Annotated in this window: 18 protein-coding genes; 5 read left to right on the forward strand and 13 right to left on the reverse strand. The window is 30.5% G+C overall.

Translation table 11 applies throughout. The features are described from left to right. Window positions 1-56: 56 nt before the first annotated feature. A complete protein-coding gene (locus CLHOM_RS00795; RefSeq protein ID WP_052219768.1) occupies window positions 57-2,345 on the reverse strand; it encodes an ATP-dependent Clp protease ATP-binding subunit in 2,289 nt (762 codons plus the stop codon). 231 nt (window positions 2,346-2,576) lie between these two features. Here CLHOM_RS00795 and CLHOM_RS00800 point away from each other — a divergent pair, with 231 nt between their 5' ends. From CLHOM_RS00800 to CLHOM_RS17770, 3 genes are all read left to right on the forward strand, one after another. Beyond that, a complete protein-coding gene (locus CLHOM_RS00800) occupies window positions 2,577-3,914 on the forward strand; it encodes an aminotransferase class V-fold PLP-dependent enzyme (protein ID WP_052219769.1) in 1,338 nt (445 codons plus the stop codon). A 64-nt stretch (window positions 3,915-3,978) separates the two neighbouring features. Further along, the gene (locus tag CLHOM_RS00805) at window positions 3,979-4,833 is read left to right on the forward strand and encodes an SDR family oxidoreductase (protein ID WP_052219770.1); all 855 of its coding nucleotides are present in this window, start codon (window positions 3,979-3,981) and stop codon (window positions 4,831-4,833) included. A 49-nt stretch (window positions 4,834-4,882) separates the two neighbouring features. Beyond that, on the forward strand, window positions 4,883-5,050 hold the full coding sequence (locus CLHOM_RS17770) for a CDIF630_02480 family spore surface protein (RefSeq protein WP_074782797.1): 168 nt from the start codon (window positions 4,883-4,885) through the stop codon (window positions 5,048-5,050). A 36-nt stretch (window positions 5,051-5,086) separates the two neighbouring features. Here the strand turns inward: CLHOM_RS17770 and nifJ are convergent, their stop codons facing one another. From nifJ to CLHOM_RS00845, 8 genes are all read right to left on the reverse strand, one after another. After that, window positions 5,087-8,614 (reverse strand): pyruvate:ferredoxin (flavodoxin) oxidoreductase, encoded by a 3,528-nt coding sequence (gene nifJ / locus CLHOM_RS00810; RefSeq protein WP_052219771.1) that lies wholly within the window; start codon window positions 8,612-8,614, stop codon window positions 5,087-5,089. A 176-nt stretch (window positions 8,615-8,790) separates the two neighbouring features. After that, the gene (locus CLHOM_RS00815; protein ID WP_052219772.1) at window positions 8,791-9,513 is read right to left on the reverse strand and encodes a flagellar motor protein MotB; all 723 of its coding nucleotides are present in this window, start codon (window positions 9,511-9,513) and stop codon (window positions 8,791-8,793) included. After that, the gene (locus tag CLHOM_RS00820; RefSeq protein ID WP_052219773.1) at window positions 9,510-10,301 is read right to left on the reverse strand and encodes a flagellar motor protein; all 792 of its coding nucleotides are present in this window, start codon (window positions 10,299-10,301) and stop codon (window positions 9,510-9,512) included. Before CLHOM_RS00820 ends, CLHOM_RS00815 begins: the two co-directional genes overlap by 4 nt. 215 nt (window positions 10,302-10,516) lie before the next feature. Next, window positions 10,517-11,347 carry a methyl-accepting chemotaxis protein gene (locus tag CLHOM_RS00825; RefSeq protein ID WP_161803186.1) on the reverse strand — a complete coding sequence of 277 codons (831 nt, stop codon included), beginning with the start codon at window positions 11,345-11,347 and terminating at the stop codon, window positions 10,517-10,519. 88 nt (window positions 11,348-11,435) lie between these two features. Further along, window positions 11,436-12,293 carry a patatin-like phospholipase family protein gene (locus tag CLHOM_RS00830; protein ID WP_052219775.1) on the reverse strand — a complete coding sequence of 286 codons (858 nt, stop codon included), beginning with the start codon at window positions 12,291-12,293 and terminating at the stop codon, window positions 11,436-11,438. Window positions 12,294-12,413: 120 nt separating this feature from the next. After that, a complete protein-coding gene (locus CLHOM_RS00835; protein WP_052219776.1) occupies window positions 12,414-12,662 on the reverse strand; it encodes a spore coat protein in 249 nt (82 codons plus the stop codon). A 27-nt stretch (window positions 12,663-12,689) separates the two neighbouring features. Continuing rightward, window positions 12,690-12,875, reverse strand: coding sequence for a hypothetical protein (locus CLHOM_RS00840; protein ID WP_052219777.1), 186 nt, complete (start codon window positions 12,873-12,875; stop codon window positions 12,690-12,692). A gap of 102 nt (window positions 12,876-12,977) precedes the next feature. Continuing rightward, window positions 12,978-13,613, reverse strand: a complete 636-nt coding sequence (locus CLHOM_RS00845) for a hypothetical protein (protein WP_242846717.1) — start codon at window positions 13,611-13,613, stop codon at window positions 12,978-12,980. A 156-nt stretch (window positions 13,614-13,769) separates the two neighbouring features. On the opposite strand from CLHOM_RS00845, the gene CLHOM_RS00850 reads away from it, so the two are divergent. Then, the gene (locus CLHOM_RS00850) at window positions 13,770-15,179 is read left to right on the forward strand and encodes an MATE family efflux transporter (RefSeq protein WP_052219778.1); all 1,410 of its coding nucleotides are present in this window, start codon (window positions 13,770-13,772) and stop codon (window positions 15,177-15,179) included. Between the two features lie 92 nt (window positions 15,180-15,271). On the opposite strand, the gene CLHOM_RS00855 is transcribed toward CLHOM_RS00850, so the two are convergent. Genes CLHOM_RS00855 through CLHOM_RS00865 form a run of 3 tightly spaced genes read right to left on the reverse strand, consistent with a single transcriptional unit; the run spans window position 15,272 to window position 18,073 of the window. Further along, the gene (locus CLHOM_RS00855) at window positions 15,272-16,777 is read right to left on the reverse strand and encodes a sensor histidine kinase (RefSeq protein WP_052219779.1); all 1,506 of its coding nucleotides are present in this window, start codon (window positions 16,775-16,777) and stop codon (window positions 15,272-15,274) included. After that, window positions 16,767-17,462, reverse strand: a complete 696-nt coding sequence (locus tag CLHOM_RS00860; RefSeq protein WP_052219780.1) for a response regulator transcription factor — start codon at window positions 17,460-17,462, stop codon at window positions 16,767-16,769. Before CLHOM_RS00860 ends, CLHOM_RS00855 begins: the two co-directional genes overlap by 11 nt. Further along, window positions 17,408-18,073: a phosphatase PAP2 family protein gene (locus tag CLHOM_RS00865; RefSeq protein WP_052219781.1), complete on the reverse strand. Its 666-nt coding sequence runs from the start codon at window positions 18,071-18,073 to the stop codon at window positions 17,408-17,410. The genes CLHOM_RS00860 and CLHOM_RS00865 overlap by 55 nt, the downstream gene beginning before the upstream one ends. Before the next feature lie 189 nt (window positions 18,074-18,262). Here CLHOM_RS00865 and CLHOM_RS00870 point away from each other — a divergent pair, with 189 nt between their 5' ends. Further along, entirely contained in the window at window positions 18,263-19,123 is an 861-nt protein-coding gene (locus CLHOM_RS00870) for a mechanosensitive ion channel family protein (RefSeq protein ID WP_052219782.1), read from the forward strand. Between the two features lie 41 nt (window positions 19,124-19,164). Here CLHOM_RS00870 and CLHOM_RS00875 read toward each other — a convergent pair whose 3' ends face one another. Beyond that, window positions 19,165-19,374 (reverse strand): (2Fe-2S)-binding protein, encoded by a 210-nt coding sequence (locus tag CLHOM_RS00875; protein WP_052219783.1) that lies wholly within the window; start codon window positions 19,372-19,374, stop codon window positions 19,165-19,167. Between the last annotated feature and the right edge of the window lie 18 nt (window positions 19,375-19,392).

The following is a 19,392-nucleotide window of genomic DNA, read 5'->3' on the forward strand; positions in this document are numbered from 1 at the left end:
TTCATAATTGTCATATGTTAATGAACCCAATATACTTAAACATAGCCTTACTAATTTTACTCTAATACAACCTTATTATCTATTAATTTAACTGTTATTTTGTCACCATCAATAAACTTCTTCTGAAGGTATTGCTCTGCAATTTCGTCTTCAATATACTTTTGAATAGCCCTTCTTAATGGTCTAGCACCGTATTTTTTATCATATCCTACCTTTAAAATAAATTCTTTAACTTCGTCAGAAATATCTAAAGTAAGTTTTTTTGTTCCTACTTCTTCTATAACTTCTTTTAGCATTAAATCCATTATCTTATACAATTCTTCCTTAGTTAGAGACTTAAATACTATTGTTTCATCAACTCTATTTAAAAATTCTGGTCTAAATACTTCCTTTAATGCATCCTTTACCTGTTTTTCTAACTCTGAGTAATCATCTTTTGCAAATCCTATAGATGATGATTTAAAATTAGTCCCTGCATTAGAGGTCATAATTATAACAGTATTATCAAAGTATACAGTTCTTCCTTGACTATCTGTAAGTCTTCCATCCTCTAAAATTTGAAGAAGCATATTAAATACATCTGGGTGAGCTTTTTCAATTTCATCCATCAATATTACTGAATATGGTTTTCTTCTTACCTTTTCAGTTAATTGTCCTCCCTGATCATAGCCTACATATCCTGGAGGAGCACCTATTAGTTTAGATACAGTATGCTTCTCCATATATTCAGACATATCTATTCTTATCATTGCATCTTCACTTCCAAAAAGTTCACTTGCTAAAGCCTTTACCAATTCAGTTTTACCAACTCCAGTAGGTCCAACAAATATAAATGAAGATGGTTTTTTCTTTTTTCTAAAGCCTAATCTATTACGTCTTATTGCCCTTGATAGTGCAACTATACCTTCTTCCTGACCAATTACTCTTTTATGAAGTCTATTTTCTAAGTTTAGTAATTTTTCAGCCTCTTCTTCTGTTATGCTTTGTACAGGAATTTTAGTCCATGCTTCTATTACATATGCAATTTCTTCAATGGATAAATCTGTTTCTTTACTTTCCTTTTCTAGTTTTTCAATTTTTTCTTCAACCTTACAAAGTTCCATCTTACATTCAGCAGCCTTTGCATAATCATCATTATCTGCTGCATAGTTCATTGCTTCTTCTATTTGCTGTGCTTCTTCCTTTACAGCTTTTAGCTCAACTAAGCCTTTGTTCTTTAAATTTGCTCTTGAACTAGCTTCATCTATTACGTCAATAGCCTTATCTGGCAGAAATCTATCATTTATATATTTAGCTGATAGATTAACTGCTGTTTCTACCACTTCTTTAGAAATCTTAACCTTGTGATAATCTTCATAATAATTTTTTATTCCATTTATTATTTCGATAGTTTCTTCAATTGTTGGTTCCTCCACAAGGACTGGTTGAAATCTTCTCTCTAAAGCAGAATCCTTTTCAATATGTTTCCTATACTCTTCAAGAGTAGTTGCTCCTATTACTTGGATTTCTCCCTTAGCCAGCGCAGGTTTAAGAATATTAGCTGCATTCATTGCACCACCTTGTGCCTCACCTGCTCCGATAATATTGTGAACCTCGTCAATTACTAAAATGATATTGCCATCTTCCTTAGCCTCTTCAATAATAGATTTCATTCTACCTTCAAACTGACCTCTGAACTGTGTTCCAGCAACTATTGCTGTTAGATCTAGAACATATATCTCAGCATCAAAAAGCTTTGCAGGAACTTGTCTTTCAGCTATTCTTACTGCAAGCCCTTCTGCGATAGCTGTCTTTCCTACTCCAGGCTCTCCAATAAGAATAGGATTATTTTTTGTTCTTCTATTTAGAATTTGGATAACCCTATCTATTTCTCTATTTCTCCCTATAACCTTATCTACATTTTGGTTTTTAGCCTTTAGAGTTAAATTTGTTCCATACATATCCAAGTATTTTCTTTTCTTTTTAAATAAACTGCTTTTTGACTTACTCTTAGGTTTTTCTTCCACTTTTGAAGCTCTAGTAGCACTCTTTTCTTTTTCCTCTTTTGTTTCTTCTTCTGAAGTATTCTTTGTCTGAGGAAACACATTATTCATTAGACTTGATAAAATATTATCTTCTCCTAGCTCATCTATATTTATGTCCTGTAACATTCCATTCATTTGTTCTGCTAAATTTTCTACATCCTCTGGCTTTATTCCTGATTGCTTAATTAGTTGATCCATTATTGGATACCCCATTTTTTTAGCACATTCAAAACATATTCCTATCATTTCTGATTTTCCATTTTCTATTTTAGCTGTATATATAGTTGCAACATTCTTCTTACAAATAGAACACATTTGCATTTAAATCATCTCCGAATCTTTTATATAGTCAAAAGTAAAAATATTTTGATTACCATATATAATACTTGATAAGTATAATTTTATCAACGTAATTGAAAAAAATAAATATTAAAAAATAATGAACTGCATTAAGTACTATTAATATGTTAAATAAAATACATTTATCAATAACACCAAATCGTAAAATGCTTAATAAACTATAAGTAAGATAACTACTTGGAGTGTGATTATATGAACGCATCTTACTATAGAAACTTAGTAGTAGGCGTAAATACAAGAGTTCCGCTTATAAATGGAAAATATGGTCAAGCTATTAATTTTGATAATGCTGCTACAACCCCTGCCTTTGTATCAGTAGTAGAGGGAGTTGTAAGATTTATATCATTATATTCATCTGTTCATAGAGGTTTCGGTTATAAATCTCAATTCTCTACAAAACTTTATGAGAATAGTCGTAATATTGTAGCAAACTTTTTAAATGCAGATTTAAACTATAACTCGGTAATATTTGTTAAAAATACCACTGAAGCAATAAATAAACTCTCTAACATGCTTTATGCAGAAAATAAAGATAAAATAATCTTATCAACTGACATGGAACATCACTCAAATGATCTGCCTTGGAGAAAATATAAAATAGATTATATTTCTGTTGACGATTGTGGAAGATTATCTATTGAGGATTTAAGAAATAAATTAAAGTATTATAATGGAAATGTATCACTAGTTACTCTTACAGGTGCGTCAAATATAACTGGATTTAGGAATCCTATTCATGAGGCTGCAAGACTAGCTCATAAATATGGAGCCAAGATATTCATAGATGGTGCTCAACTGGTTCCTCACGCAGTTGTAGATATGAAACCTATGAAAGAAAAAGATCATATAGATTATATTGCCTTTTCAGGTCATAAAATGTATGCTCCTTTTGGTGTAGGTGTTCTTATTGGCCCAAGTGAAGAGTTAGAGCGCTTGACTCCAGATTATTTGGGTGGTGGTACTGTAGATATTGTTACTCACGATTATATTAAATGGCTCCGTTCTCCTCATAAAGAAGAAGCCGGCTCTCCAAATGTAGTAGGAGTAATAGCTTTAGCAACTGCAATTGAAACTTTAAATTTCATAGGTATGAATAATGTTGAAGCCTATGAAAATTATCTAACTCAATATGCCTTAAAAGGTTTAAGTTCAATACCTGATATAAAAATATACTGTGATAAAAAAAATGCGGATACAAGAATAGGTACTATTTCATTTAATATAAACGACATAAATCATGAAGTAGTTGCAAAAATACTATCTTATGAAGCTGGTATTTCTGTTAGAAATGGTTGTTTTTGTGCTCAGCCTTATGTTCAAAAATTATTAAGAATGACCAAAGAAGAAATAGATGAAAGGGTAAAATCTGGCAGTCATGAACCTGGAATGGTTAGAATAAGCTTTGGGATTTACAATACTACAAAAGAAATAGATGTATTATTATCTTTATTGAATAATATAGTAAAAAATAAACAGCTCTATTTAGATAGATATAAATCAATATCCGATGAATTCTATTTCAAAATATAAGTATAAAAAATCCTCCTAATTATCAAAATACTAAAATAAAGTATAGTTCTAGGAGGTGTTTTTTATGTTTCCAAAAAATTTTGCACCGCAACATCAAGATACTCAGCCTGGTCTTGAGTCCCTTATGAATCCAAAACCTCAAAGTGAAAACCCAAATTATAAACCCTGTAATAAGTTATTAAATAAAGTAGCAATTATAACCGGTGGCGACAGCGGTATTGGAAAAGCTGTTGCTTTAGCCTATGCAAAAGAAGGTGCAGATATAGTTATTGTATATTTAAACGAAGAAGTTGATGCAAAAGAAACTGAAAAAATTATAAAAGAAACTGGTAGAAAATGCCTATGCATTTCTGGTGACTTAGGAGACGAGAATTTTTGTAAAAAGGTTATTGAAAACACTATTAATAAATTTAATCATATTGATATTTTAGTAAATAATGCTGCTGTACAATATCCACAGAATAGTATTACAGACATTACATCAGAACAGCTTCAATTGACTTTTAGAACTAATATTTTTTCTGCTTTCTATTTAATAAAGTATGCTATGTCCCACTTAAAAAAGGGAAGCTCAATAATTAATACTAGCTCCATAACAGCATATGAAGGACATGAAACTCTTTTGGACTATTCCTCAACAAAAGGTGCAATTACTAGCTTAACTCGTTCACTGGCTTTAAATTTATCTAAAGAAGGTATTCGAGTAAATGCCGTAGCACCTGGTCCAATATGGACTCCTTTAATTCCTTCTAGTTTTACTGCTGAGGAAGTTACAAAATTTGGGCAGAACACTCCTATGGGTCGCCCAGGTCAACCCTTTGAATTAGCCCCAACATATGTTTTTTTAGCCTCTGAAGATTCTTCTTATATTTCCGGCCAAGTAATTCACGTTAATGGCGGAAAAATTACTGAAAGTTAATAATAAATATAACCTCTATTGAAAATACTATTAAAAAAGGAGGTATATCATGGCTAAAAACAAATTTAAAGAAAGATTTCTTTCTACTCCAATAGAAAGACATGAAACTGCAGCATGGGCAAATATTGAAACTGCAAAACCCGTTTCAAAGGTTTCAGTTCCTAGCGACTTTCAAATTGGAGAAGCTAAAGATTGGGTGGAAGAAAACCAGAAATAAAAGGTATGTCTCAAAGGAGACACACCTTTTTCTCTTTTATAGATATCCACAATCTTCTAGTGCTTTATAAGTCTTATATTTTTCTTTAGCATATTTTTCAGCAGCATTATATAATTCTTCAGCCACTTCTGGGAAGGTATTTGCTAAAGAAGAGTACCTTATTTCACCTAATATAAACTCCCTAAATGATTTTGTTGGTTCCTTAGACTCTAATTTAAATGGATTTTTATTTTCTTTCTTAATCGTAGGATCATACCTGTACAAATGCCAATATCCGGAATCTACAGCCTTCTTTTCTTCCATAATACTACTTCCCATTCCGCTCTTTATACCATGATTTACGCATGGAGCATAAGCAATTATCAATGATGGTCCTTTATGTCTTTCTGCCTCTACAATAGCCTTTATAGTTTGATTGAAGTTAGCTCCCATAGCTATTTGAGCCACATAAACGTGTCCATATGTCATTGCCATAAGTCCTAAATCCTTTTTTCTAACCTTTTTACCGCTAGCAGCAAATTTAGCGACTGCTGCAGTTGGTGTTGCCTTTGAGGATTGACCACCTGTATTAGAGTATACCTCTGTATCCATAACAAAAATATTCACATCATCGCCAGATGCCAATACCTGGTCTACTCCTCCATATCCAATATCATATGCCCATCCATCTCCTCCAATTATCCATTGAGATTTTTTAACCAAGAAATCTTTCTTCTCTAATACTTCACTAATAATTTCATTATTAGTATCCTTTTGTGCTTCTAATACCTTTATTACTTCATCTGATGCATCTTTAGAAGCTTCTCCTTCATCTTTATATTTTAGCCACTTTTTAAAAGCTTCTTTTACTTCATAGTTAATATCAGTATTTAAAGCATTTCCCATTAAATCAGCCAACTTTTCTCTTATTTGCTTAACACCTAAAAACATACCATAGCCATATTCTGCATTATCTTCGAATAAGGAATTCCCCCAAGCAGGTCCTTTTCCTTCTGCATTTGTTGTATAAGCTATTGCAGGAGCACTAGCTCCCCAAATTGAGGAACATCCTGTAGCATTTGCTATCATCATTCTGTCGCCAAAAAGCTGGGTAATTAATTTAATATATGGCGTTTCACCGCAACCAGGACATGCTCCATTAAACTCTAGAAATGGCACAGCAAATTGGCTTCCTTTTACAGTTGTTTTATCCATAAGTTCGTCTTTATAAGTGATAGTTGTAGCGTATTCCCAATTTTCTGATTCCATCTCCATTTCCTCTTCTGCTGCCTTCATTATTAATGCCTTACCAGGAGCAGGGCATATATCAGCACAATTTCCACATCCTGTACAATCCATCGGACTTACTTGAATTCTATATTCATAATTTTCTAATCCTTTACCAACTGCTTTTTTTGTTTTAAATGTGTCTGGTGCTTTGGCTTTTTCATTGTCATCTAAAAGGAATGGTCTAACTGTAGCATGTGGGCAAATATAAGAACATTGATTACATTGTATACACTTGTCAATTTGCCATTCTGGAACCATTACTGCAATACCACGTTTTTCATATGATGTAACTCCAAGCGGGAAAGTTCCATCTTCCATTCCCTTAAACGCACTTACAGTAAGCTCATCTCCTTCATGTCTGGCCATAACCTTTTGAATCCTTTTAATGAATTCTGGTTCGTCTTTTATAGGATATTCAGTTTCTTCAAGTTCTGCATTTCTCCAACTTTCAGGTACCTTAATCTCTTTTAGATCACTTACTCCTCTGTCAATAGCAGCTTTATTCATATCTACTATATTTTTACCCTTTTTACCATATGTCTTTTCAACTGAATTTTTCAAGTAACCAACTGCTTCTTCTACAGGAATTACATTTGCTAGTTTAAAGAATGCCGATTGCATTATCATATTAATTCTTCCGCCAAGACCTATCTCAGAAGCAATCTTAACAGCATCAATTATATAAAACCTAGCGTTTTTTTCTGCAATAGCCTTTCTCAATGCTGAGGGGATTTTTTCTTCTAATTCTTCTTTCCAAGGACAATTTAAAACAAAAACTCCATTTTTCTTAAGTCCTTTGAGAATATCAAAATGGTAAATAAAAGATTTGTTATGGCAGGCAATATAATCTGCATCATATACTAGATATGGCGATTTAATTGGTTTCTTTCCAAACCTTAAATGAGAAATAGTACTTCCTCCAGACTTTTTACTGTCATAGGAAAAATATGCTTGAACATTCATATCTGTATTGTTACCTATAATCTTTACTGCTGACTTATTGGCACCAACTGTACCGTCTGAACCAAGTCCCCAAAATTTGCAGCTTATTGTCCCTTCAGCTGTTGTATCAATTATATCTTCTTCTGGTAAAGACTTATAGGTAACATCATCTATAATACCTATAGTGAAACCATCCTTAGGTACATCATTTTTAAGATTTTTAAAGACTGCAATTATTTGAGAAGGTCTAGTATCTTTTTGACCGATTCCATATCTTCCACCGACTATTATTGGCTTATTGCTATTGTTATTAAAAAGATGTACTACATCTTGATATAATGGCTCTCCTAAAGATCCCGGTTCCTTTGTTCTGTCCAGTACTGCAATCCTTTTTACTGTCTTTGGCATAACATTGAAGAAATATTTTGGTGAAAACGGCCTAAAGAGATGAACTTTTATAGTTCCTACCTTTTCTCCTTTACTCATAAGGTAATCCACAACTTCTTCTATAGTGTCACAAACAGAACCCATAGCAACTATAATATCTTCTGCATTTGGATCTCCATAATAATCAAAAGGGTGATACCCTCTTCCAGTAATTTTTTTTATTTCCATCATGTATTCTTCTACTATATCCGGTATAGCATCGTAATAAGTATTTACTGCTTCCCTTTCTTGAAAATATATGTCTGGGTTTTGGGCAGTCCCCTTTACAGTTGGATAATTTGGATTTAATGCTTTTCTTCTAAATCTTCTTATTGCATCCTTATCAACGATCTTTTCTAAATCTTCATAATCAATAGTCTCAACTTTTTTATATTCATGAGAGGTTCTAAATCCATCAAAAAAATGTGTAAATGGTAAGCTGCCCTTGATTGCAGAAAGATGTGCAACACATCCTAAATCCATTACTTCTTGGACATTAGAAGATGCTAACATTGAAAATCCCGTTTCTCGAGTAGTCATAACATCTGTATGATCTCCAAATATCGAAAGAGCATGAGTTGCTAATGCTCTAGCACTTATATGAAACACACCTGGAAGCATTTCCCCAGCTATTTTGTACATATTAGGAATCATTAATAATAATCCTTGTGAAGCAGTATAAGTAGTAGTAAGTGCTCCAGCCACAAGGGACCCATGTACTGCCCCTGCCGCCCCAGCTTCTGATTGCATCTCAGCAACATGTACTGACTGACCGAAAATATTTTTCTTACCATGGGCAGACCATTCGTCTACTAATTCTGCCATAGGTGAAGAGGGAGTGATTGGATAGATAGCTGCTACTTCTGTAAAAGCATAAGAAGCATAAGCTGCAGCTTCATTTCCATCCATGGTTGCAAACTTTCCCATTAAAAATTCCTCCTTTTTCATATGATGATAATGCTTTACTAAACTATTATTTGACTTATTCTCAATTTTTATTAAGAAATTTTCTAGAAATATACTTTTTTAATTAAACATCCATAGTAAAAGGCTGTTGGTATCTTGCGCTTACCAACAGCCTTAATTTAGTCAATTTGCTTTTATCAGTTTTTTTCAACAGTATTATACTTTGTATTCATTATTACTATATCAATTCTTCTATTTTTTGCTCTGCCCTCTTTTGTATTATTTGTTGCTACAGGTCTATACTCACCGTATCCAACTGAGCTTAGCTTTTCTGGAGAATAATTGCACTTTTCAATGAGAAGCTGTACTACATTTGATGCCCTAACAGCAGATAATTGCCAGTTTGATTTAAACATATAAGTATTAATTGGCTTATTATCTGTATTTCCTTCGATTCTTATATAATTGTCTTCCTGCTTTAGAATATTTCCTATTTGAATAAGCTTTTTTAACGCATCTTCTTTTACTTCTGCTTTCCCTGATTCAAAAAACAGAGTATCGTTTAGTCTTACTACAAGTCCTCTTTCTTCGATTTCAGTTGAAACACTGCTGCTTAGATTATTATTAGCTAGATATTTATCTACCTCTTGTTTTAGTTGTTCCATTTTGGCCTGCTCGAGATCTTTCTCAACTATTGGAGTAGGAGTTCCTTCGCTAGTACTAGTATCTTGTTCAAGAATAGATTGTCCACCAGAAAAAGCAATATTAAAGGACTCTGCTATTTTTTTATATTTTTCTACACTTATATTACTCATAGCATACATTATAACAAAAAATATCATTAGTAAAGTTATTAAATCTGAATATGTAAGCAACCATCGTTCATTATTGGCTTCTTTTTCTTCTTCATCACTAATCATTCTAAATTTTCTCCTCTTTTTGATTCATATTCTGCTAGTTCCTTTTTATCCATAAATCCCTTTAATTTTTCTCCAATTGTATTTGGATTTATTCCTGCCTGAATACAAGATATAGCCTCTATAACTAACTCCTTATCTATCAATTCATCTTTATTTAATACCTTTAACTTTGAAGCTATAGGAAGCCATAGAAGATTTGCAGAAGAAACTCCATATAAAGTAGCAATAAATGCAACTGCAATTTTAGGTCCTAAGGAACCTGGATCACTTAGATTTCCTAAAACATGAACTAATCCCATTACTGTACCTATTATGCCCATAGTAGGAGCAAAGCCTCCAGCTGCTTCAAATATAGCAATTGTATCTTTGTGTCTCATAGAAGTCATTTCTGCATCTAAGTGCAGCATTGTTTTTACTGTTTCCGGCTCTACACCATCTACAACTGCTTGAAGACCTTTTTTAATAAATGGATCCATATTAGAATCACTTAAATCTGATTCCAAGCTTAACAATCCATTTTGCCTAGTCTTCTTTGCAATATCAACAAAATAGTTTATTGAATATGCTCTATTACTCTTCTTACTTGAAAAAGTTGTTTTTAGAGCTCCTGGTACTCTTTTTAGTTTATTCATTGGGAAAGACACTCCTACTGCACCTATAGTTCCTCCAAAAACAATAAGTCCAGCTGTACCAACTAATAAAGCTGCTAGATGTCCTCCTTCTAAAACAAAACCTAAAATTAAACCTCCAAAACTAATTATTAAAAAAATAACCGTTGAAATGTCCATAATTTATACCTCGTTATACATTTATTATTGCTTAATTAAATATTATATTTCAATTAATCTCGTACTTCAAATTCAAGCATATATTGCATTCTTACTATGTTTTCTTAAACTTTCCAATTTAACTAATTTATATACAAGCTACTTATAATTACACAAATTTATTGCTCATTACTTATTATTACTTTGAAGTAAAGTTAATATATTTAATAAAACAATTAGTATTTTCGAGATATTTCCTTTAATTCTCTAGATAACTTCTCTAAATCAAAAATATAACTTTCTATTTCTTTTAAATCATTTGAATACTGTTGAAAGCTTTTCATATCACTTTCAATATTTTCAAAGATTTCTCTTGAATTTTTCTTAATTCTGGATAATGTAAATTCAATTGTCTTTATTGAATTATTACTTGAATCAGCTAATTTTCTAATTTCAGAAGCAACAACTCCAAAGCCTTTTCCTGCCTCACCTGCTCTTGCACTTTCAATAGAAGCATTAAGTCCTAACAAGTTTGATCTTTTTGAAACATCCTTAATAAATCCAATAACACTATCTGTTTGTTCAGTATCCTTAACTGTCTCATCTAATACTTTTATAACCCCGTTATTGCTCTCAGCTACTTGTCCAATTCCTTTTGAAACCTTTGAAATATACATTAACAATTCATTTGCAGATTTAGATAATTCTTCAGCCATATCAGAAACTTTCTTTTGTCTATCTAAAAAAGTAGATACAACAATACATCCAAGCATTTTATTGTTTTCCTTTATTGGAATTGCTGTACTTCTATAAGGTATTCCTGTTCTTCCAACATTCAACTCATCTAATATTAATTCTCCTGATTGTATGCATTTATATGCTACAGTTTCTTTAGTAATAGGCCCAATATTATACTCATATCCACCTTTAGAACTATTGTACAGCTTTATACAATCCTCTGTTGAGTTAAAGCCCATAACAAAATCCCCTCTTAAAATAGAGCCCATAAATGGTACTATCTCTTCAAAAGCCTTAAATAATATGCTGTCTTCAACCTTATTTTTCATTTGCAAACTCTCCACAAAAAAAACCTCCATATTTTTTAATAACTTAATGTATTTGAACTAAATAATTTATTAATAAATATATCGATACCTAATTACTTTTTTGTATCCAATTTATCATTTTATTATAGTTATTTTTAGCATCCTCATATCCTAATTGGTATAAAGCAGCTAACTTTTCAGGATTCTTTTCCAATCTATCTACTTTTAAGTCACTAGCTGGTCTAATTACAAATGCTTGTTCGTTCTCTTCAAGGGAAATTATATAATCTAGAGTTTTATTATAAACCTTGTATCTATTTAAAATTGTATCTATTAGTTTTGGATATTTTTTGTATTTAATTTTTATAATGCCACTAAACTTTGTAGGTTCTTTTCTGTATTCTTTATTTCTTGTAAGTATAATTATGTTTTTTAAGTACCCATCTTCCATTGCCTTTTTAACTGGAATAGAATCTGCAAGTCCACCGTCTAAAAGAATTTTATCCTCTATCTTTACCATAGGCGCTAATAAAGGTAAACTGCTTGACGCTCTGATTATTTGTAAAATATTATCCCTGCAATCATTTTTTTCAAAATATAGTGCTTCTCCAGTAATACAATCTGTTGTTCCTATTACAAATTTTTGCTGTGAGTTTTCAAAAGTTTTATAATCAAAAGGCTCCAATTTATTTGGAAGTTCATCATAGACAAATTTAATCCCAAATATACTCTTTTCTAAGATAAGATTTCTAAGACTTAAATACCTTGGATTTTTTATATACTTAATATTAATTTTTTTACTTCTTCCAGTTTGCTTAGATATATAAGAGGCTGCATTGCATGCTCCAGCAGATACCCCAATTACATACGGAAAATACAAATCCTTCTCCATAAAAAAATCTAATACACCTGCTGTATATACTCCTCGCATACCTCCGCCTTCTAAAACAAGTCCAATGTCCTTCATATCCGCACCCCCTATGTACTTTATATAAGTATAGTAAATATTATACAACTTATTACGTAATAAAAACAATATATTAAAAAGCTACCTAAAAAGGCAGCTTTTATTTATATTATTAATTTATTATCCTTGCATTAATTGTGATTTAACCTGATCTATATCTTGTTGACTTGCCTTTGCAGCTGGCTTATAATATCCCTTCTGTGAAGCCATTTGGAATAATTGATATTGGAATTGTTCATCTCCATCTCTTTTTTGTTGAAGAGTCTGTCTAAGCTGCTGATTTTCGCATTCAGAAATTATAGCAGCATAGTTAGTTAAACTGCTTTTAGTCATTGATAAAATATCATTCACCATTTGTTTTTCTTGCATTGTCTATTCCTCACTTTCCATTTTTTATTATTGTAAAAATCCCATTAATTGTTGAGCAGTTTGTGTTGAAGCATTTGCTGCTTGCTGAAACATTTGTTTAACTTGCATGTCTTGACATTTACCTGCATAATCATTTAGTTTTGCAGATATATTTTCATGACTTCCTATTAAGTGTCTTAGGTTTTGTAATTCTAATTGATTTAATTGTGACATGTGAATTTCCTCCTCTTTACTATATTTTCTGTAGTATTTTGTGTTAAAGCTAAATAGAATATACCAATATTAAAAGCTTTTAAAATGAAATAAGTGTAAATGTTATTTATCAGTACATACATTTTCATCTAACTTTTTCAATATTTTTTTATACCCTATTTTTATAATTTGATTATCATACAATTGTTCATATTTTATTTTATCTATATCCATCTTTAATATGCTTTTATAATTATCCCCATAAATTTTATGAAGTAGCAATTCACAGTCTCTAATAATTAAATTATAACTATTATTATCATTAAGTTTATAGTTCTTAATATGTTCATTTATGATTTCAATAATTCCATATAGCTGATATATATAACTCATTTCTTTTAAGTCAAATCTATTAGTTAAAGAAGCCACAATCTTTGAATAGTCTCTGTTTAGTAGTATAGGATTCATGCTTAAATAATTTTCTTTTGAAAAATCATTTAAATTCCTTATACTTTGAAAAATGGCTGTGCATATATCTAATCTTATTATATTTATGTTCTCGCAGATTTTACTCATCTTTTGAATTTCTTCGTATTTTCTATTATCTTCTACAATTTTGTTTTCCACATTCATGTTCTCTTTAATAGAGTGCTTCATTGTAATCCAGCTGCAGGTAGCTCCAATAAGTGAACCAATAATAACCGCTGTAGCTGAAATCATGGGAGTTATAAATTTATCTGGTATATCAAATAAACACACAAAATTAAGGTCTCCTTTCAATTACAAAATTAATTAGAAATCTATAATTATACTTTCTCAAATATGAAATATTATTCTAAAGTATACTTTATTTCTAAAACATGGTATAATTCTTTGGAACATTTTCAGATTTAAAATTATGCAAGGAGGTATTTTATGGATAAATCTAAACAACTTGAAACAGGAAGTATTAGTAGCCTCCTATTGAAATTTTCTGTACCTGCAATAATTGGAATGTTAGTAAATGCTTTTTACAACTTAGTTGATAGAATATATATAGGTAATATGGGACAAGGAATAGGTGAAAAAGCTTTAGCTGGACTTGGAATTACTATGCCAATTATGACTACAATTATGGCTTTTGGTATGTTAGTTGGTATAGGATCCTCAACTATTGTATCTTTAAAGCTTGGAGAAAAAAATAAGGACAAGGCTGAAGAAATTCTCGGACTAGCTGTATTACTAAACTTCACTATCTCCATATTAATTTCAATTATTGGGTTACTATTTATTACACCTATACTAAAAATTTTTGGTGCCGATGCAGATAGTATTTTTTATGCAAAACAATACATTATTGTAATTCTCTCTTGCACAGTATTCCAGAACATGGGTTTTGGAATTAACAATATAATTCGTTCAGAAGGCAACCCCAAAATTGCAATGAGAACAATGCTAGTAGGAGCATTTCTGAATATTATTCTAGACCCAATTTTTATTTTTGACTTTGGATTAGGACTCGGTATAAAAGGTGCAGCTATAGCTACAGTAATTTCTCAAATCATAAATACCCTATTGGTATTACATTATTTTACCAGCAAAAATAGCGGAAGTATCTTAAAATTAAAAAAATCCAATCTAAAGTTTAATTACAATCTTATGCTTGATATTTTCTCAATAGGTCTTTCACCATTTACAATGCAGCTTGCTGCTAGTTGTGTATCCATTCTTTATAATAAGGGATTATTAAAATATGGTGGCAACTCAGCTGTTGCCGCAATGAGTATTATTGTAAGTATTTCTATGATAATCTTCATGCCAATTTTCGGTATAAATCAAGGAGTTCAGCCGATACTGGGATATAATTATGGAGCTAAACAATACGCTAGAGTAAAAAAAGCCCTTAGATTAGCAATTTTATCTGGTATTTTCATAGCTTCATTAGGCTTTATTGCTATTGAATTTTTCCCTAAACTTATTTTTAAAGTTTTTGCAAAAGATGCACCTGAACTGATAGAACTAGGCTCTAGAGGCATAAGAATAGACCTTATGTTTTTGCCAATCATAGGTTATCAAGTAATTGCTTCAAACTATTTTCAAGCCATTGGGAAAGCTAAAATTTCCCTTTTCTTAAGCTTCTTGAGACAAGTAATAGTTTTGATTCCAATAATATTAATTCTGCCTAATTTTTTGGGGCTAACTGGTCTTTGGCTATCTCAGCCTATAGCAGATGTTGTAGCAGCAATATTGACAAGTTTCTTTTTATACAAGGGAATGAAGGAATTAAAACAGTTAGAAAAACTAGAATTATCTAAAATACAAACAAATGGAATTATCTCAAAATAAGATAATTCCATTTAAAAGCTTGCTAGAAATCTTTGATTTTGTGCAAGCTTTTATTCATCAGCTTAGCTGAGTGAGTTTCCTGTTATTATTTTCTATATAGGAAAGCTAACTTTAAAGGCTATATTATCCTCTTCACATTCAGCCCAAATCTTCCCCCCTTGAAGTTCAACAATATTTTTTGAAATTGCTAGTCCTAGCCCTGTTCCTCCGCTTTCAGAATTTCTGGATTTATCCATCCTGTAAAATCTTTCAAATAGGTAAGGCAGCTCTTCTTTAGGTATATGCTCCCCTTTATTTTGAATCTCTATTATTATATTATTTTCTTGCTTGTATAAACTTACCGTTATAGTTCCTGGCTTAGTGCTGTATTTTATTGCATTCATCAACAAATTATCGAAAACTCTAACGGTTTTGTCAGTATCAAGATTTAAAATAAACTTTTCATTTGGAATTTGTTTAGATATTTCTAAAGAGTTTTCCTCCACTACAGGTATAAATTCTTCTATAAGCTGTTCTAGCAATTCATTAATTACTATATCTTTTTTATTTAACCTTATTACCTTGTTAGACACTTTTGTATATTCAAACAAGTCTTCTATTAATACCTTCAATTTTTCAGATTTATTAAAAGCTATATTTACAAATTCAGTTAATTGTTCTTCTCCATCATACTTTTTCTCTTTTATTAATCCCAAGTACCCCATAATTGAAGTTAACGGTGTTCTTAAATCATGAGATACATTTGTTATCAATTGATTTTTTGTTTCTTCCGCCCTTCTTTCCTCTTGGATAGTACTTTCCAAATCCTTTGTCATGTTATTGATATTTGATGCAAGGGAACTTAACTCATCATAACCTCTAATTTCTACTCTATGACTTAGATTTCCTTGTGATATTTCCTTTAAACTATTTGTTATTTCTTCAAAATACAACATCTTATTTCTAGTAAAAAGTAGAAAAGCAATTATAAATACTACTACAGCTAAGACAAATCCTACCAATGATGAAAAACCACTAGTACTATAATATTCTATCCTACCTTCCGGTATAGCCTTTACAATTAAATAGGCTCTATCCTCCTTAAAATTTATTGGATAGAAGCTTACATATTCTTTTCTTTCATATAATATACTTGAATCCTTTCTACTCATTGAATTCTTAATTATACTGTAAATATCTATGATACTTTCCTCTGCACCTTTACTTTTGTATATTACTTTACCATCTAAATCAGTAATTAATATTTTTTCAATTGCTCTACCTTCTTCTATATACTCATTCATTAAATTCTCTATTTTTTCTTTTTCCTTTATACTTAAATCACTATTGGAAATTGAATTAACAAGAAATTCAACCCTATTTTCAATTTCAATAATACCACTATTGTAGTTAATTACAGCTGTTCTATTATATTTACCAACAGCTCTTTGAATAAATATTAAAGAAACAAATGCAATGATTATACAGATTCCAAAGGTCACTAATAACTCTACTCTTATACTTCTATTAACTCTATTTTTAATGGATGTATATAGATTTTTTATTCTATTTCTTGTCTTCCTAAAGGGTCTAAATCTTGGAAATAATTTAAGCTTCAACCTTATATCCCACTCCCCATACAGTTTTTATGTATTTTGGCTTCCTAGAATCCTCTTCAATTTTTTCTCTTATTTTTCTTATATGTACCATAACAGTGTTGGTAGACTCGTAAAAATCCTCTTTCCATACCTGTTCATATATTTTTTCAATGCTAAATACTATACCTTTATTTCTAGCTAAAAGCTCTAAAATATCAAATTCTCTTGGCGTAAGCTTTACTTCTTTGCCATCTATCTTTACTTCATGAGTATCTGTGTCTATACTTAATCCATCCAGCTGAATAATGGATTTATTTATTACATCATTATTATTTAGTTTCATATATCTTCTTAATTGAGACTTAATTCTAGCAACCAGCTCTAAAGGGTTAAAGGGTTTAGTTACATAATCATCTGCTCCTGTTGTAAGTCCCAATATTTTATCCATATCTTCACTTTTAGCAGATAGCATTATAATAGGCATATTTTTATCTTCTCTTATTTTTAAACATGCCTCTATTCCATCCATTTTAGGCATCATTATATCTAAAACTATAAGATGAACTTCATTCCTCTCTAATATTTTTAATGCTTCCTCCCCATTTCCTGCAAGCAAAGTATTGTAGCCTTCACTATTTAAATAAATTTCAATTAACCTTCTAATTTCTTTTTCATCATCGACCACGAGAATTGTTTCTTTTTCCATAGAACTCCCTCCCTATATATTCCTAGCATCGAAATAGCAAATACTGTTTCACCTAAAATAATTCCTGATAACAAATCTAAGATAACGTGTTGTTTTACAAATTGAGTAGAAATTATAATTAAAATTCCAATTATATTAACAAGCTTTAATATAAGCTTATTATCCGTAGCAATCTGTACTCCCTTCATCACAATAAATGTAGTTATAACATGAACGCTTGGAAAACAATTATATGGATTATCATTATTGTATATAATTTTTACAATGCTCGAAAAAATATCGTTCCCAGCAACCTCCGGCCTAATTACTGTGGTCTGGTAAAAATAAAATATTACATAGCAAATAATTAATCCTAAATTTAAACTTATAAGTGTTCTATAATATGCTTTTTTATCTTTAAAACAAATATATATCATAAAAATAAATATGAATGGATACCAAATTATATATGGTATAATAAATTCCTTTATAAAAGGAATTTTACTATCAAATTCTGTACTTAAACTATATACTCCTCTTTCTGATGTGTTTAATATTTTATAAAAAATATTTGAAATAGGAATAGTTAACATAAATAGTAATGGAATATACGTTTCTTTGAGCTTTTTCATAAGGTTTCTCCCTTCTGCAAAGAGTTTTTATATTGTATATTATAAGGAATACATCTTAACAAAAGCTTATAGAAAATATTAAGAATTTCTTAAATATTAATATAATATTATATTTTAACTTTATAAATCATATCTTCTATATTATCATAAAATTAATAGAAATAAATTTTCAAAGGAGTGACATATTATTTGGAAGACTTTATTTTAGAATTAGCTTCAAAGCTCCAAACTACTAGTGTTTTATCAAAATTACTTATAACTCTAATTCTGTTCGTTGCTTTATATTTAATTAATAAAAGCATCTGTACTTTTTTGAATAAGCTTGATTTTAGTTCACAACATACAATTAAAATAAAAAAAATGGCATCAATTTTCATTAAATTGCTTTTTTTTATTGTGGCAATACCTATTTGGATGTATGATCATCAAGACATTTTCACTTTTCTAGGCTTATTTTCTGCTGGTCTTGCTTTTGCTTTTAAAGATGTACTTGGAAACTTTTTGGGCTGGATTATTATAAGTACTCAAAAGCCCTTTGAAATTGGAGATAGAATTAAAATTGATGATAGTATTGGAGACGTAATTGAAGTTGATTGGTTTTATACAACAATTATTGAAGTAGTTGAAAGTAATAGTAATACTTACGGTCAAAGTACAGGACGCCTTACCCATATTCCTAATATAAAAATACTAACTGAGCACCTTATAAATGAGACAAACTCCTTTCCTTTTACCTGGCATGAAATTGACATAGTAGTAGACAGTACAAGCAATTGGAAAAAAACTAAGGATATTATAATAACTGTTGCTGATGATATTCTAGGAAATATAGAAAGTGAAGCTAAAGAATCCTTAAATATTGTTTCTAAAACCCTCCCTATTTATTATGAAAATCTCTCACATACTATATATACTTCCTTAGAAAATGGCAAGATTGTTTTATCTCTAAGATTTATTTGTAAAGCAAGAAATTTTAGAAACTTACATCATGATTTAATCGAAAATATTTTAACTGAATCATCCAAGCATAAAGATATACATTTTGTATAAAAAAAATTACTACTGAGTTTATATCCCAGTAGTAATTTTTACTATTTTAAACTTAATATTAACTCTTCAATTTTCTCTCTACATCTTTTAGCTCCACACTCACCTGTACCAGCACCTGTTTTTTCTTGAACCTTTTCAAAGGAATTCGCACCATTAATTATTGCCTTTTTTACTTTATCCCTAGTTATACTTTTACAAATGCATATCTTTGTTAATTTATCTAATATATCCTTGTTTATATTTTCTTCCATAAGTCTATCCTCTCTTTC

It is taken from the genome of Clostridium homopropionicum DSM 5847 (genome assembly GCF_001263795.1).
In the GTDB taxonomy this organism is placed as follows: Bacteria; Bacillota; Clostridia; order Clostridiales; family Clostridiaceae; genus Clostridium_H; species Clostridium_H homopropionicum.

Excerpts from the sequence above, each read along its gene's own strand:
- CLHOM_RS00850 (WP_052219778.1), top strand. The coding sequence starts at position 13,770 with ATGGATAAATCTAAACAACTTGAAACAGGAAGTATTAGTAGCCTCCTA.
- CLHOM_RS00805 (WP_052219770.1), top strand. The coding sequence starts at position 3,979 with ATGTTTCCAAAAAATTTTGCACCGCAACATCAAGATACTCAGCCTGGT.
- CLHOM_RS00865 (WP_052219781.1), bottom strand. The coding sequence starts at position 18,073 with ATGAAAAAGCTCAAAGAAACGTATATTCCATTACTATTTATGTTAACT.
- CLHOM_RS00830 (WP_052219775.1), bottom strand. The coding sequence starts at position 12,293 with ATGAAGGACATTGGACTTGTTTTAGAAGGCGGAGGTATGCGAGGAGTA.
- CLHOM_RS00795 (WP_052219768.1), bottom strand. The coding sequence starts at position 2,345 with ATGCAAATGTGTTCTATTTGTAAGAAGAATGTTGCAACTATATATACA.
- CLHOM_RS00875 (WP_052219783.1), bottom strand. The coding sequence starts at position 19,374 with ATGGAAGAAAATATAAACAAGGATATATTAGATAAATTAACAAAGATA.
- CLHOM_RS00800 (WP_052219769.1), top strand. The coding sequence starts at position 2,577 with ATGAACGCATCTTACTATAGAAACTTAGTAGTAGGCGTAAATACAAGA.
- CLHOM_RS00825 (WP_161803186.1), bottom strand. The coding sequence starts at position 11,347 with ATGAAAAATAAGGTTGAAGACAGCATATTATTTAAGGCTTTTGAAGAG.
- CLHOM_RS00860 (WP_052219780.1), bottom strand. The coding sequence starts at position 17,462 with ATGGAAAAAGAAACAATTCTCGTGGTCGATGATGAAAAAGAAATTAGA.
- CLHOM_RS00815 (WP_052219772.1), bottom strand. The coding sequence starts at position 9,513 with ATGATTAGTGATGAAGAAGAAAAAGAAGCCAATAATGAACGATGGTTG.
- nifJ (WP_052219771.1), bottom strand. The coding sequence starts at position 8,614 with ATGGGAAAGTTTGCAACCATGGATGGAAATGAAGCTGCAGCTTATGCT.
- CLHOM_RS00835 (WP_052219776.1), bottom strand. The coding sequence starts at position 12,662 with ATGCAAGAAAAACAAATGGTGAATGATATTTTATCAATGACTAAAAGC.
- CLHOM_RS00840 (WP_052219777.1), bottom strand. The coding sequence starts at position 12,875 with ATGTCACAATTAAATCAATTAGAATTACAAAACCTAAGACACTTAATA.
- CLHOM_RS17770 (WP_074782797.1), top strand. The coding sequence starts at position 4,883 with ATGGCTAAAAACAAATTTAAAGAAAGATTTCTTTCTACTCCAATAGAA.
- CLHOM_RS00820 (WP_052219773.1), bottom strand. The coding sequence starts at position 10,301 with ATGGACATTTCAACGGTTATTTTTTTAATAATTAGTTTTGGAGGTTTA.